At 42.7% G+C, this 14867-nt stretch carries 12 protein-coding genes; 7 read left to right on the forward strand and 5 right to left on the reverse strand.

The features are described 5' to 3' along the window. Positions 1-132: 132 nt before the first annotated feature. Together JMY05_RS03615 and JMY05_RS03620 are read right to left on the reverse strand one after the other, a co-directional pair. The gene (locus JMY05_RS03615) at positions 133-1353 is read right to left on the reverse strand and encodes an iron-containing alcohol dehydrogenase (RefSeq protein WP_045446335.1); all 1221 of its coding nucleotides are present in this window, start codon (positions 1351-1353) and stop codon (positions 133-135) included. Positions 1354-1561: 208 nt separating this feature from the next. Then, positions 1562-2164, reverse strand: coding sequence for a TetR/AcrR family transcriptional regulator (locus tag JMY05_RS03620; RefSeq protein WP_045446337.1), 603 nt, complete (start codon positions 2162-2164; stop codon positions 1562-1564). Between the two features lie 405 nt (positions 2165-2569). Between JMY05_RS03620 and JMY05_RS03625 the strand changes: the two genes are divergently transcribed. Then, the gene (locus tag JMY05_RS03625) at positions 2570-4060 is read left to right on the forward strand and encodes an aldehyde dehydrogenase family protein (RefSeq protein ID WP_045446339.1); all 1491 of its coding nucleotides are present in this window, start codon (positions 2570-2572) and stop codon (positions 4058-4060) included. 93 nt (positions 4061-4153) lie between these two features. Here JMY05_RS03625 and JMY05_RS03630 read toward each other — a convergent pair whose 3' ends face one another. Then, entirely contained in the window at positions 4154-4384 is a 231-nt protein-coding gene (locus JMY05_RS03630; RefSeq protein WP_045446342.1) for a hypothetical protein, read from the reverse strand. 200 nt (positions 4385-4584) lie between these two features. Here JMY05_RS03630 and JMY05_RS03635 point away from each other — a divergent pair, with 200 nt between their 5' ends. From JMY05_RS03635 to JMY05_RS03645, 3 genes are all read left to right on the forward strand, one after another. Beyond that, a complete protein-coding gene (locus JMY05_RS03635; protein WP_045446345.1) occupies positions 4585-5988 on the forward strand; it encodes a DASH family cryptochrome in 1404 nt (467 codons plus the stop codon). Positions 5989-6187: 199 nt separating this feature from the next. Beyond that, entirely contained in the window at positions 6188-7429 is a 1242-nt protein-coding gene (locus JMY05_RS03640; protein ID WP_201614190.1) for an NnrS family protein, read from the forward strand. A gap of 205 nt (positions 7430-7634) precedes the next feature. After that, positions 7635-8144, forward strand: coding sequence for an Rrf2 family transcriptional regulator (locus JMY05_RS03645; RefSeq protein ID WP_045446348.1), 510 nt, complete (start codon positions 7635-7637; stop codon positions 8142-8144). A 94-nt stretch (positions 8145-8238) separates the two neighbouring features. Here the strand turns inward: JMY05_RS03645 and JMY05_RS03650 are convergent, their stop codons facing one another. Beyond that, positions 8239-8985, reverse strand: a complete 747-nt coding sequence (locus JMY05_RS03650; RefSeq protein ID WP_045446351.1) for a hypothetical protein — start codon at positions 8983-8985, stop codon at positions 8239-8241. A gap of 301 nt (positions 8986-9286) precedes the next feature. Here JMY05_RS03650 and JMY05_RS03655 point away from each other — a divergent pair, with 301 nt between their 5' ends. Beyond that, positions 9287-10078, forward strand: coding sequence for an ankyrin repeat domain-containing protein (locus JMY05_RS03655; protein WP_226914666.1), 792 nt, complete (start codon positions 9287-9289; stop codon positions 10076-10078). 151 nt (positions 10079-10229) lie between these two features. Here JMY05_RS03655 and JMY05_RS03660 read toward each other — a convergent pair whose 3' ends face one another. After that, a complete protein-coding gene (locus JMY05_RS03660) occupies positions 10230-11219 on the reverse strand; it encodes a dienelactone hydrolase family protein (RefSeq protein WP_201614191.1) in 990 nt (329 codons plus the stop codon). 412 nt (positions 11220-11631) lie between these two features. On the opposite strand from JMY05_RS03660, the gene JMY05_RS03665 reads away from it, so the two are divergent. Together JMY05_RS03665 and JMY05_RS03670 are read left to right on the forward strand one after the other, a co-directional pair. Continuing rightward, positions 11632-12831 (forward strand): MFS transporter, encoded by a 1200-nt coding sequence (locus JMY05_RS03665; protein WP_045446491.1) that lies wholly within the window; start codon positions 11632-11634, stop codon positions 12829-12831. 177 nt (positions 12832-13008) lie between these two features. Beyond that, complete coding sequence (locus tag JMY05_RS03670) at positions 13009-14679, forward strand: fatty acid--CoA ligase (protein WP_045446354.1); 1671 nt, start codon at positions 13009-13011, stop codon at positions 14677-14679. Positions 14680-14867 lie beyond the last annotated feature (188 nt).

A 14867-nucleotide genomic window follows, 5' to 3' on the forward strand; every position in this document is an offset into this window, starting at 1 on the left:
AATTTTAAGATTCTATTTATTTTAATATTTACTGGTTTTAATATTTCATGGTGAATGGAGTAGTTACTCAGTGCTGAGCAACTACTATAAATAGCATAACAATATGTGTTTCTTATTACGGTGGTGTTTTTATTAAGCAGCTTTGCTACTAATAGCACGTTGCAGAATACGACGTGACACTTCTAAATCATTGTTGCTGTGCTCGCCCAGTTTCACCATGTTGTGCGCTTCAAGCTGCTTGATAATTGGATCAATAGCTGACGCATCAAGTTCTGCATCTTCTAAACTGACGGGCAAGCCAAGGTCACGGAAGAAGTTTTCGGTACGGACAATAGCCGCTTCAATGACAGCATCTTCGTCTTGATGAGTATCATCGAGCGTAATATTCCAGACATTATGTGCATATTGAAGTAGTTTCTCTTTTTTGCTGTCTTTCAACTCACGCATTACTGAGGGTAATAAAATGGTTAGGGTGCGAGCATGATCGATGCTGTGTAACGAGGTTAGCTCATGACCGATCATATGTGTCGTCCAGTCTTGCGGTACGCCTGCACCGATTAGACCATTGAGTGCCATGGTCGCTGTCCACATAATATTCTTACGAGTTTCTAAGTTTTCTGGATCTTGTTTAACGATACGACCTTCATCAATGAGGATTTTCAGCAAGCTCTCAGCAAAGGCATCTTGCACTTTTGCATTGACTGGATACGTTAGGTACTGTTCCATGACATGGACAAAGGCATCCGCAACACCATTCATCACTTGACGCTCAGGTAATGTCAGTGTTTTGATTGGATCTAATATTGAGAACTTAGGGAAGGCAAGTGCGTTGCCAAATGGGAGCTTAGCTTGACGTTCACTATAATTGATGACGCCGCCTGAGTTCATCTCAGAGCCAGTGGCTGGAATGGTCAAAACAGCACCCAAATCGATGGCAGAATCAATGTCTCTGCAATAGCTGGTTAGTGCATTCCATGCTTGTTCGCGTGAGACAGTCGTGCCATCTTCTTCAGTGAGGGACGATACCAATGCCACAAATTTACTACCATCAATGACTGAGCCACCACCGACCGCTAGCAAAAAGTCAATATTGTGCTCATTGACCATGTCTGCTGCTTTTAAAAGCGTCGTGAATTCTGGATTGGCTTCAATACCACCAAATTCGAATACGGTACGTGTACCGCTTGCAGCCAAGGCTTCTTTTACTTCGTCTAGCGTACCTGTGCGCTGTGCCGAACCGCCACCATAAGTGATAAGCACACGGGCATCAGTCGGTACCAATTCTGATAGTTGTTTGATTTGACCTTCACCAAAGACGATACGTACTGGATTGTAATATTGGAAATTATTCATAGTATTCCTAAAATTATTAAATATTTGTGTTGGGCGTATGGGGTGCAAAAATCTCAGTGGCAAATTAGCGATTCGTTTTTGCAACTGTGGGCATTGTACATTAAATAGACCAGTCGTCTAGTGATTTTTACAAAACTCTCTTATAACTCAATTTTTTGCTTTAGATATAGGGAAGTATAAATGGCTAAAAAGCGTTTAACGCACGAAATTAGCGTCCCAATTGAGAAGTAGTCATCTGCCATACTTCTGCAAGCGGTGTATTGGTTTGGCTAATCTTGGCGATTAAACTGGCACCAAGCCAAGCAAAATACCAACGTTTTGCCATGCTCTCGGCCGCGATATTGTCAGGTTGTGGTACAGAGTCATCCGCCCAGCCTGCTTTGATTTGTTCGGCAAGCCAACTGATGGTCTGCTGGTAACCAGCATTCAGTGTGATGCGCATAGGTTCAGACAGATCTGCAACCTCAGCGCTGAGCTTCACTACCAAGCACTTTTCATGATCACAGCCATTTTGTTGGGTGTCATACCAGCTTTGAAAGTAATCATAAATCTTTTGCTGAGCATTAACTTTTTGACGACCAATGGTGTCTAAGCGTATCTTATAGTCAGTAAAATAATGACTGATGATAGCTTCACCAAATGCTTCCTTTGAGGCAAAATAATGGTAAAAAGAGCCTTTAGGAATACCGGCTGTGTCTAGTATTTGTTTGATACCGACGGCAGTAAAACCTTTTTTGGAAATCAGTTGATAGCCCGTTTCTAACAGATGCGTTTTGGTATCTGGTGGGATTGTGGTTGAGGCCGCAGACATAATGGTAATGTCCTCCTATATTTTTATGAATGTATTTCAGAGATAAGGTATGGCGAATAATGCTACTTAGCGCGCTATTAACAATTATTCATGATACTTTCTATGGGTAGATGCAGATTTTTATCGTTGCTTATAATGAGTGCTTATTGTAAAGGTTGATATGGTCACGTTACGTTTTTTCAACAATACTTGCTGACGAAATACGCTTATTTGTATGAGGTCTATGGTAGCATTAGACCAGTCGTCTAGCAAGTCTCGTTTTGATGTGTTTAATCAAATGTCGCGAGCGCAGGCTATTTAATATAAATAACTGTGTTAAGGGTTATTTTTTATCTGCCTCAATTTGCTAGTCATACTGTTTTATTGACAACCAACATAACATCCATAAAATAAATGAGAAGAATTATGTCAACTGATACCGATAATACCAAAGCCAATGCCTATAATGATTTCCACCTCCAGTACATTGCAGGGGAATGGCAAAGCGGTCAAGATGATAGCGTCAATACCAATACCAACCCCTACAATGGCGATACACTTGTAAAGATTCAGCAGGCGACAGAAGCACAGCTTAATGAAGCTTATCAAGCAGCAAGTGCGGCACAAAAAGAGTGGGCACAGCAGACGCCAGCGACACGAGCAGGTGTGCTATATAAAGTGGTTGAGATTTTAGATCAGCGCCAAGATGAAATCGTCGATTGGCTCATTAAAGAGTCGGGCAGTACCCGTGTTAAAGCCATGGTTGAGTTTGCTGCTACCCGCGCCATTACCCTTGAGGCTGCGACTTTCCCCAGTCGTGTACATGGCGAGATTCGTCCATCTAACACCCCTGGTAAAGAAAACTTTGTTTACCGTGAGCCCATCGGTGTCGTCGCTGTCATTAGTCCGTGGAACTTTCCATTACATTTGACCCAACGTTCTATTGCACCAGCCTTAGCACTTGGTAATGCTGTGGTACTCAAGCCTGCGAGTGATACTCCAGTGACTGGTGGTTTGCTGCTAGCAAAAGTATTCGAAGAAGCAGGTTTGCCAAAAGGCTTGCTCAACGTGGTGGTTGGCTCAGGTAAAGAGATAGGAGATGCGATCGTTGAACACAAAACCCCAAGCTTTGTATCATTTACTGGCTCTACTTCAGTCGGCAAGCGCATTGGCGAGTTGGCTAATGGCGGCGACTACATTAAACAAGTAGCGCTTGAGTTGGGTGGTAACAGTCCATTTGTGGTACTAAAAGACGCTGATATTGAGCAAGCGGTCAAAGCAGCAGCCTTTGGGAAGTTCTTACATCAAGGTCAAATCTGTATTGCTATCAATCGTATTATCGTTGAAGACGAGATTTATGATGACTTTGTTGAACGTTTTTTGGCACACGTTAAAACGTTAAATGTCGGCGATCCGAGCAAACAAGACACGGCGGTTGGTCCGATTATTAACAAAAAACAAGTAGAATCGTTGAAAGAGAAAATCGCCAACGCGCAGCAAGAAGGTGCAAAAATGATATTAACTGGTGAGATTAAAGGACAAGTCGTACCACCGCACATCTTTACTGAAGTGACGCGCGAGATGGATTTGTCACGTAATGAGGTGTTTGGACCATTGGTCGGTATCATCCGTGCCAAAGATGAAGATGATGCGTTATCGATTGCCAATGACTCAATGTTTGGTCTGTCGAGTGCGGTATTTACAAAAGATATGGCAAAAGGCATGCGCTTTGCTCGCGGTATCAGAGCGGGCATGACCCATATTAATGATATTTCAGTCAATGATGAAAGTAACTTGCCATTCGGTGGCGAGAAAAACTCAGGTATTGGTCGTTTTAACGGTGAGTGGGTGCTAGAAGAGTTCACTAGAACGCACTGGATATCTATGCAACATGAGCCACGTGAGTATCCGTTTTAAGCGATGTATATTTTCAATGCTCTAAATTAAAGTTTTAATAATAAAAAAGCCTGCAAATCAGCGGGCTTTTTTATGGGAACGTTGAAAGTGTGATTATTTAAGGTGAAAGCCTAGCAAGCCTTGTATCTCCTCGACGGTCATATGTCTAACGAGCGCTTGATCTTCTACCGACAAGCGATTGGTGTGCTCTTTTATCATAGTATGGATGCTACGAGCGACCTCAGAGGTGCTAGCATAATACATTTGCGGCTCTTCTTTGGTGAGTTTCATCAAAAACTTATCGATGATTTTGCGCTTTTCATGGGAAGCGTGTTCTTGAGTCATGACATTCTCCTAGTTATAAACCATCTAAGCAGTCAGCTCAGTGATAGTCAATGCTTATGGCTAGTATAACGCAGATAACAACGAGGGTAGCGACTTAAGTTGAACGGGTAACACGCTCTATACTGTGTGTCACATTCTAAAATATTATAGTTTAGACTCAGCTTCAAGTGAGCGCGTTTAACTACTTGGGAATCGAGAGTATGTCAAATCACCAATCAGACAACGCATCAAATAAGTCAGTCAAAAAAGCGGTATTGGTCTTATTTCATCACGATTTGCGCATAGAGGACAATGAAACGTTAGTCAAAGCGGCGACATTGGCTAAAAGTAATCAAGGCAACCTGATGCTCATCTATGCTGATTTTTTGGCTGATTGCATTGAAATGAAAGAGAGCTGTCAAGCTTACCACTTTAATGAGATGGGCGCTGCTCGTCAGCAGTTCTTGTCTGAGAGCTTGGCTGATTTGGATCGATTGCTTCAGCGCCTTGGTAATCGATTGCTGTATCTGTCGCCAAGCTATTCATCAAAGAGTCAGTTGTCACCAGATAAGGTGGAGTCTGCCTTAAACGCCTTTACTCAGTTATGCCAGCTCATTGAGCAGCAACAAGTCACCGATATCTGTGTCAGCCACACGGCAGATTATAATCAAAATAAAGGTTATGCTGCCTTGCAGAGTAAATATCCGCAGATAATATGGCACAGGCAATCAACCCATACGCTATTTGCCGATTTACCGACACAAGACCTGCCCAAAAGCTTTACCCCGTTTCGTAAAAAGGTTGAAGCAAGCCATGATTTATTGAATGCTGATGACGAAGTGGCTGTTTCTCCTACGCCAAAGTCGCTACCGCCAATGCCTGATGCGTTGATAGGTCATAGTAAATACCTTTTTAAAACACAACCATCTGATGAGCAAGCGCTTAGTTTTAAAGGTGGTGAAACAAATGCAATGCTTCATTTAACTCACTATTTTGATTCTGCTGCGCCGCGCACTTATAAAACCACACGTAATGCCCTGGATGACTGGACGCATTCCACTAAATTCTCGCCTTGGCTGGCAAATGGTTGCTTGTCTGTGAAAATACTGTTGAATCGCTTACGTCATTATGAGCGTGAGATGATCGCCAATGAGTCAACGTATTGGATATGGTTTGAGCTGCTGTGGCGCGAGTATTTTTATTGGTATGCGATTGAGCATGGTAGCGATCTGTTTTTGTTTAAGGGCATTGATCATCAATTACCAGCTACTCATTTTGACGATCAGCGTTTGCAGCAATGGCAGAATGGCAGCACGCCATATCCTATCGTCAATGCCTGCATGAATCAGCTAAAGCAAACAGGGTATATGTCCAATCGAGGCAGGCAAGTCGTTGCTAGCTGCTTTATTCATGAGCTGGGTTTAGACTGGCGTTACGGTGCAACCTATTTTGAGCAGCATCTTATCGATTATGATGTCGCGAGCAATTGGGGGAATTGGCAATATCTAGCGGGCGTAGGCGCTGATCCAAGAGGATGTCGGCAATTTAATCTTCGCAAGCAAACCCAGCAATACGATCCCAATGGTGAGTTCATTGATAAATGGCAAGGCGGTCATGTAAGTTAAAGCAGTTTATGGATTTTAGAGCACAAATACTAAATAGCACTTTCTAAACCGCTTAATAGTCTTATTAGCGGTTGTTTTTTATGCTAATAGCAAACCGTTATAATGAGCTATAAAATTATCACTATTGTATAACTTATAACATTCATTTAAAATGAATCTTTATATTAAACTCTATTCACATGCTTCTAAGAAGACTGCCATGCAATCGATAAACTTACCCAGCAAGCCGCCCAGCTCTCCGCATCCTATTTTGAATTTGAGCTTTCGAATATTTTTTAGTGCTGCCGCGCTATTTGCCGTGATAACGATGCTGCTATGGTCTTTTGTATTTACCGGTCATACAGATATTGACGCACAAGCACTGAACCCATTGTACTGGCACGGTCATGAGATGGTCTATGGTTATGCCTTGGCGGTCATTGCAGGATTTCTCCTCACAGCAGTGAAGACGTGGACATGGGTAATGATGCCGCATGGTTATAAGCTGCTGGCTATATTTTGCTGTTGGCTGCTGGCACGTTTGAGCTGGGCAGGTTTTGGGCTTGGTATGACGGTTGCGGGTAGCAGTATATCGTTGTTATATGTCGCCGCAGTATTTGACTTATTGTTTATCGCCTCAATGGCATTTGTGATATGTCGAGCGGTATTACAGGTCAAGCAGTATAAGCAAATGGGCATCTTAGCGAAATTGGCATTATTGACCGTTGGCAATGGAATCTGCTACTGGGGTATTATCAATGCCGATATGAATATGACTAAAATAGGTATTTATCTAGGGTTTTATTTAATTATCGGTTTGGTGCTGACCATTGGTCGCCGCGTGGTGCCATTCTTTATTGAACGTGGTCTGAGTGTTGGAACGACGGAAGGCATCAAGTTGCGCAATAGTAAAGTACAGGATATTGCGAGTTTATTGTTTTTCTTAGCGTTTTTTATCAGTGACTTGTTTTATCCTAATCAGTATCTGCTGACTATTACGGCACTTGGCGTAGCAGTGGTTAATATCGTCCGTTTAGTAGGCTGGTATCATCGCGGTATCTGGCAAAAGCCACTGCTTTGGTCATTATATGTTGCATTTTTGGGCATGTGTTTGAGTTTTCTGCTGTATGCGCTGCAACCATGGTTGGGCTATACTCATAGTATTGCGATGCATGGGCTTGCCATTGCAGGCGTTGGTATGATGACCGTGGCGATGATGACGCGGGTATCGCTTGGCCATACGGGACGCAGCATTCATCAGCCGCCCAAGACGGTGAATATCATGTATGGTCTGATGGTATTGGCATTTGTCAGTCGCGTGCTGTTGCCGCTTGCCGATATGAGTCACTATCTACTATGGATCATGATTGCCCAAGGGGCGTGGATTGCTTGCTTCGTGCTATTTTGCATCAGTTATTTGCCGATGCTGGCACGTCCTAGACCTGATGGTCTGTTTGGTTAGAGCCTGTAGAGCAGTTATAACGCTATCGCCAAAAGAATAGGGGATTTATCCAAGTCTATCGACTGATTGTTGATATTTTTGAGTAGATTATTTTGCAAATGTTATAAGGTTGTAAGACCCTCATTTTCAAAATTATAGAGTTACATTGCTAAAATTTAGGCTGATACATACTTGAGAGATTTATATAAAATAGGAGTGCAAATAAATGCGATTGACCAATTATAGCGATTATGCACTGCGCTCATTGATTTACTTGGCGGTGAGACCAGAGCCGCCATTACTCGCAAATATCAGTGGTATTGCCGACAGTTATGGCATTTCTAAAAGTCATTTGACCAAGATTATTCATCAGTTGGGTCAGCTTGGTTATATAGAAAGTGTGCGTGGTAAAAATGGTGGTATACGTTTGGCTCGTGCGCCAAAAGACATCAATTTGGGTGTATTAATTAAACAAATAGAGCCAGACTTTGATTTGGTCGAATGCTTTGCGACACCCGCGAATGATAAGGGTAGTGATGGTCGACAGACTGGTTTGCCTATTACGCTTATTGATGAAACGACAAATAACGCTAGAGGCTGTGTCATTAGCCCAGCATGCCAACTAAAAAGTGTATTCTTTGAAGCATTAACGGCATTTATTAACGTCCTTGAGCGCTATACCTTGGCAGATATCATCAATAACGAAGATGAGCTAGCGTCTTTATTGTTTCGTTAATAACTTTTGATGTTGATGGCGTCATTGCAAAAAAGGGAGCGACCATCTTGGTCACTCCCTTTGTTATACTTCTAATGTGAGGTTATACGGTCAATTAAGCTTTTTCTAATTTTGGACGGGCTTTATCAATGGCTTTTAATAGCGCCACTTCAAACTCACCGTCATTGAATGTCACTAAATAGGAATGTGCAGCGCAGAAATTACGCACATCGCGCCATTCATGTGCCAAATTGCTTGCCCAATCGCAATATTGCTTGCCTGCATCGGGCTCATTTTTTAGCGCTTTTTTGGTCGTTGGGTGTAGTATCAGTTCGGGTAATATCGCCTCTAATAACTTCATCGGTGGACTCATAAAGGTATCATCGACGTGCAAGCTTTGACTGGCAGGATGATAGGCTAATAGTGAGCCTGCATGAATCATCTCATTGGGTGAGATATAGTGGATGCCTTGTGACATTGAGAACTTAAGCTCAGGGTAACGCTTGGCGACCGCATCGCTTTCAACCAAGTCATCTGCCCATTTTACTTCAGGTACTTTTTTATGGTGGCGGCTACTGCCATAAAAGGTCGCCTGCGGGAAGTCTTTTGCTATTTGTGCACAGTGCACCGTATGGAATGGGTGGACGTTCAGTACTGCTTCGACATCTTGACCATTATTGGTTAATGCCATCACCTCATCGCGTACGTCACCAGTCAATGAATAGCTATCCAAAAATATAAACTTTCCTGAATTTAACTGTATAAGTGAGCAGTGAGTGCCAATGTTTAGAACACCGCCAATGCGAAAAGATCCGCGTATATTCCAAAATCCTGCCCCTAAATCATGAATTTTATCGGTCATTGAAATTATTCCTTAGTGTTTTTATTCGAGTTTTTTAATGTCTTAGTAATTTTAATAATAAATATTTCTCATCAATAGATGACAACTTATTATAAATGACCTCTTATTATGGTGAGTCATGTACCTAAAGTCTGTTATAAAAAAGATGTTGATCGTTAGGTTCAGTGTATAACGTTAAAGTCTGATATAAGCCTATATTAACCGAGGGTCATTGTCATTCATAGCTTATAATTTATAGATTATTATTTAATGAATCTGTATAATGCTTCTTACTATTTTATTTATGTTTGAAGGTTGAGTGATGAGATTTTTTGATAAAATGAGCGCATCAGCGGTTATTGCAACGATGTTATTAGCAGGTTGCTCAAGCCTAAACGCTGATAACAGCGCAACCAAAACGGATACTATCCAACTTGCTCAAACAGCACCAATCCCGCAAGTGGATTTTCGCTTTAGCGCTGCTGAGAATGTTGATCTTGCCAACCAAAACAAACTTTCTTGGCGTGTGTTTTATGACAAACCCTCTACAGGTGCAGATGCTACTTGGTTTGATGCCGTAAAACATGGTGACCTAGCCACGGTCACATACATGGTCAATAATGGTCAAGACTTAGAAGTTAAGGATACAGGTAGCCTTAATCAAACGGCATTAGGCTGGGCTGCCTTTATCGGCTATGAAGATATGGTCGATTACTTAGTCAATAAAGGCGCTGATATCTATGCTAAAGATGACGGTGATGTATATAACGTCATGAAATCTGCTGTGCTGGGAAAAAATACCAATATTGTCAAAAAAGTACATATGTTATTGAATGACAAAGCGCCTGTAGATTTAAATGATCAGACGGTAGAGAGTGATGGCGAAACCTTGATTATGGTTGCTGCCAGCAATGATCGCCTTGAGACTGTCAAGTATTTATTGGCGCAAGGCGCCAATCCAAATCTAGTGGCAACGACCAAAGACAAAAAAATGGGCTCGTATAATCAAGGTGCCTATTCATATGCGTGTTCGCGAGATTTGGTTGATATGCAAAAGCTATTGGCCGCCAATGGTGCTGTGAATCATCGCACTGGCAAAGCGAGCTGTGAATAATTGCGTTAATGACTTTATAAAAAAGGCTGCCATTTCGGTAGCCTTTTTCTATGCTAAGCGCTCCCAAGTCAGACGTTGACCAGCGGATTGTTTATAAGTGTCTAGTTTATAAGTGCCTAATTTATAAGTACTTTTATCATGAGCACCTCGTTTACGAGCAGTTTTTATAGTCGTAAGCGGATATACGAGGATTATTGCCATAATTATCGTTACTACATAAAAACTGATCAAAGCGGGTATCGCCATTAATATAGCGATGCATCCAAGCAATACCTGGCTTGCTCAGCAATATCTCATTAAAACGATAACTTGGACAAAAATGGCTACCGTTCTTTATTTCAATCTTCATTTTTGCGCCCGTAGCCTTATCATAAAAAGGACTGCTGTATTTTTTATTTGAGGCAATGCGGTCATTCTGGCAAGTAATGAATAGCGCGGGCGTGTCCATTTCGCCGTAGTCTTTATCATGATAGGGCGTTTGCGGAATAATGGCTCGAACCGTCTTACGTTTTGTCGCTAGCTGGAGCGCACCGCCGCCGCCCATTGACCAGCCAATAGCGCCCAAGCGCGTACTATCTATCTGAGCACCCACAGTATTGTCATTAAGGATATAATCAAGCGCAGCACTTAACTGCGTCGTACGGCTATCTAGGTCATCGTAAATAGAGTTAGTATCGATGGTAATAACCACAAATCCCCAAGATGCCAAACGCGGGCCCCACCATTTAATAGAAGATTCGTGGGACACATAGCCGGGTATCACCGCGATTCCGCCTAACAGACCACAGCCGCCTGCGTTAGTTGGATAATGAATGGTTCCGCCACCGAAGCCATTGGCCAATTGACGAGTAACGGGTTTTTTAGCTACCGAAAAAGGTCCCTTATCACGCGTATCTGACAGGTTAGCCGCCGTAATAATACTCTCAGCGATACAGTTTGACGGCGAGGCTGATGTTGTTATTGGTGATGTTACTGTAACCGATGATGCTATCGGGGTAGATAATATTTTGGTCGGTTGCTCTTTAATTGTGAGTTTATGAATTGCGGCTACTTCGTCTAACGTAACTGCCGACGCATTTATAGAAAAAATCAGTGCACCTATAGCGACAATCCATTGCGAATAAAAAGGGTATTTGGGCATGATAGAGAGTCTGTTATAGGTGAATCGGATTTTGTCGCAGGTTATATTTTGTGGATATAAGTTTTTGTGAATTGCATCTATATATAATAGATCAAAATAATAGTAGACAGTAATCTGCTTGCTGTCAAAAATATACGTCACCTAAACAGTATACAAAGCAGCAATTTTTAGTGTTCAACAGACCCTAAGCATCAATAAAGCAATACCGATAACACACCGAAACCAGAGTCTGGTATTTGGTGTGCTAAAATCATACATGATGCCTATCCCTAGCATCAGCCATTATTGTCATCATTGTTTTCGTCATTATTTCAGCTATTATCGTCCTATTTCTATTACTCACGCCAGATCATCCGCGTCCAACATAGCCTGTATCCCTGTGAAAAATACCATCAGTAAATCCCAAAATAATATGCCAGAACCTATATCTACACCAATCAATCATGCAACATCGTGGGTCTTAAAACTCACCATTGGCTTGATTGGGATGTTTGCTTTTTTGCAAGTGTATTCTATTCAGGCCATTTTGCCCGTATTAATGGTAGACCTGTCTGCAACTGAGGTGCAAGCTGGCATGATCGTCGGTGCAACGGTGATGGCGATTGCTATTATGTCGCCATTCTTGGGCATGCTGTCTGACGCTGTGGGGCGTAAATCCTTTATCGTTGGCGCGTTATTATTTTTAGCGATACCAACTGCTTTAATTGCCCAAAGTCCGAGTATTGGTTGGATGGGCATGTGGCGGTTTATGCAAGGGTTGTCTGTACCAGGCATTACCGTGGTGACGATTGCTTATATCGGTGAAGAGTTTGAGGGACGCGCTGTCACGGAACTGATGTCGTTTTATGTCTCCGGCTCGGTACTTGGCGGCTTTATGGGGCGATTTTTACTTGGGCACTTGCACGAGCTTATCGGCTGGCGTGCAGGCTATTATGTGATGGCAGCGATGACCCTTATCGGTGCGCTGTGGGTCGGCAAGATGCTACCATCGTCACAGCAGTTTGTGGCCAATCCGAATTTTCGTTCCGCGATGCAGACGCTCGGTGAGCATTTAACCAATCGTTATGTGGTGACGGCGTGTCTGTTAGGGGCGTGTGTTTTATTTTCACTCGTGGGTTGTTTTACCTTTATCAATCTACATCTTGCTAAGACGCCATATGAGTTGAGTACGGGTGCGCTTGCCAATATTTTTGCCGTTTATTTAATAGGCGTTGTCATCACGCCATTGTCGACGACCTTGCTACGTCGCTTTGGTTCAGCGCGCACAGTACGTGTGGCTGTTTTCGTTTCTATGATTGGGGTGCTGTTAACGCTAGTAACGCCGTTATGGGGCATTATTATTGGTCTTGCTATTATGTCCTCAGGTGTCTTTATCACCCAAGCTGCCACCATCAGTTATATCGCCGTCAATGTTAAAAAAGGGCGCTCATTGGCGTCTGGTTTATATTACATGGGGTATTATGCTGGCGGTACGATGGGTGCGTGGTTATGCGGTATGGCTTATGCGCGCGGGCAGTGGTCTCTCACAGTATGGCTGCTCTTATTTGTACAGATTTTGGCATTACTGGTTGCCAGTTTTGGCATGATTAAAACAAAATCACGCGCGGCTTGATGGCCGTTTTTGAGCAATATTCATCAAGCTATTGCAGCTTAGGATGTTTACGTAAGGTCGCTTTACATAGCACCTATTTTTTCTTACTATCGATATAGCCTGCTCAATACGCCATCAATTATTTATGATTCACCCGCATAATAACTTATCCGCATGACCAACAAGGACGTCACATCTATGTCAAATATTTACCACAGCGCCCCTTCTGCTTACGATTATCCCTTATTAGTTAAGCAACTATTGAACCGTGCCAAAACGGTGTCGCTTGAGCAAGAAATCGTTTATGCTGACAAAAAACGCCTTACCTATAAAGATTTATTCAATCGTATCAATCGCTTGGCCAATGTCTTAGCAGGTTTAAATCTAGATGCAGGTGATATAGTGGCGGTGATGGATTGGGACAGCCATCGTTATCTGGAGTCGTATTTCGCAGTACCGATGTCAGAGTATATTTTGCAAACCGTTAATATCCGCCTATCGCCAGAAAAAATTCTTTATACCATCAATCACGCTAAGCCAAAAGTGCTGCTGCTTAATTCTGAGTTTGCGCCATTGGTCAAAAGCTATCAGTTTGAAAACTCTAGTATTGAGCACATTATTTGGCTAGATGATGATGGCGTAACATCTGAAGGAGTCTTCGGTGGTAATCAAAACCGCGTAGTAGGTGAGTATGAAGCGTTATTACAAGCTGCCGATAGTGAGTTTGACTTCCCAGATTTTGATGAAAACACCATTGCCACAACGTTTTATACCTCAGGCACGACGGGCGATCCAAAAGGCGTATTCTTTAGCCACCGCCAGTTAGTATTGCATACCCTCACCGAAGCGGCGACACTAGGTATGCTGCCCGACAAGCAAGGCGTCAGTTACGGTGATGTCTATATGCCGATGACGCCGATGTTCCACGTTCATGCGTGGGGCTTTCCATTTACCGCGACCATGGCTGGTCTGAAGCAAGTGTATCCAGGACGCTATGCACCAGATGTGTTAATGGACTTGATAATTAATGAAAAAGTCAGTATTACCCATTGTGTCCCAACGATTTTGCAAATGGTGCTCAAAGAAGCGCAAGATCGCGGTGCCAGTTTCAATGGTCTAAAAATGATCATCGGTGGCTCACGATTGACGGAAGGTCTGGCAAAAACCGCTATGGTACAAGGTATCGAAGTATATACTGGTTATGGTATGTCAGAGACAGCGCCCCTTATTAGCTTGACAGAATTTAGTCTCGACGAGCCTAAAATGAGTGAAGATGAAGATATCGCTCGCCGTTGTATGACTGGTAAGCCCGTACTGATGGTGGATGCTCAAATATGGAGTAGCAATAATGAGTCGGTTGGTACCGGTCAAGACAATACTGGCGAGCTGGTATTACGCGCACCTTGGCTAACGCAAAGCTATCTAAAAAATGACGATGCGGGCAAAGAGCTGTGGGAAAACGGCTATATGCACACCCAAGACATTGCTTATATACGTCCTGATGGTTATATTAGGATTACTGATCGCTTAAAAGACGTCATTAAGTCAGGCGGCGAGTGGATATCGTCATTAGAGATTGAGACGATTTTGTCGTTACATCCAGCGGTCGCTGACGTATCTGTGATTGGGATACGTGATAAGCAATGGGGCGAGCGTCCATTGGCCTTGATTGTGTTAAAACCTAATGCTCAAGACACGAGCGTTGGTGATATCAAAGCCATTGCTGAGAAAGCCGTAGAGCGGGGTATTATCCCGAAATATGGTGTGCCAAGTCAATTTAAGTTCGTCAATGAGCTACCAAAGACTTCTGTTGGTAAACATGACAAAAAAGTGATGCGTGAGATGTATGCTGATCAAACTGAGGTATAGGCTTAAAGTGGCTTAACTATTGAGCAGATAACTGGCTTAATAGTTGACCTTTATTGTTAGCTCTGCTACATTTTAAACCGATACCTACTAAATCGATACGTAGTGTATCGGTTTTTTTCTATTAGAGATAGCTGGCAGGGATAGCCAATCTTTTCTATGACATTATTAGACAATATTACATCGTATTA

It is taken from the genome of Psychrobacter sp. JCM 18902 (assembly GCF_904846615.1).
In the GTDB taxonomy this organism is placed as follows: domain Bacteria; phylum Pseudomonadota; class Gammaproteobacteria; order Pseudomonadales; family Moraxellaceae; genus Psychrobacter.

Bases quoted from the DNA above. Each gene is read 5' to 3' on its own strand.
- JMY05_RS03615 (WP_045446335.1), bottom strand. From the start codon at position 1,353: ATGAATAATTTCCAATATTACAATCCAGTACGTATCGTCTTTGGTGAA.
- JMY05_RS03620 (WP_045446337.1), bottom strand. From the start codon at position 2,164: ATGTCTGCGGCCTCAACCACAATCCCACCAGATACCAAAACGCATCTG.
- JMY05_RS03625 (WP_045446339.1), top strand. From the start codon at position 2,570: ATGTCAACTGATACCGATAATACCAAAGCCAATGCCTATAATGATTTC.
- JMY05_RS03630 (WP_045446342.1), bottom strand. From the start codon at position 4,384: ATGACTCAAGAACACGCTTCCCATGAAAAGCGCAAAATCATCGATAAG.
- JMY05_RS03635 (WP_045446345.1), top strand. From the start codon at position 4,585: ATGTCAAATCACCAATCAGACAACGCATCAAATAAGTCAGTCAAAAAA.
- JMY05_RS03640 (WP_201614190.1), top strand. From the start codon at position 6,188: ATGCAATCGATAAACTTACCCAGCAAGCCGCCCAGCTCTCCGCATCCT.
- JMY05_RS03645 (WP_045446348.1), top strand. From the start codon at position 7,635: ATGCGATTGACCAATTATAGCGATTATGCACTGCGCTCATTGATTTAC.
- JMY05_RS03650 (WP_045446351.1), bottom strand. From the start codon at position 8,985: ATGACCGATAAAATTCATGATTTAGGGGCAGGATTTTGGAATATACGC.
- JMY05_RS03655 (WP_226914666.1), top strand. From the start codon at position 9,287: ATGAGATTTTTTGATAAAATGAGCGCATCAGCGGTTATTGCAACGATG.
- JMY05_RS03660 (WP_201614191.1), bottom strand. From the start codon at position 11,219: ATGCCCAAATACCCTTTTTATTCGCAATGGATTGTCGCTATAGGTGCA.
- JMY05_RS03665 (WP_045446491.1), top strand. From the start codon at position 11,632: ATGCCAGAACCTATATCTACACCAATCAATCATGCAACATCGTGGGTC.
- JMY05_RS03670 (WP_045446354.1), top strand. From the start codon at position 13,009: ATGTCAAATATTTACCACAGCGCCCCTTCTGCTTACGATTATCCCTTA.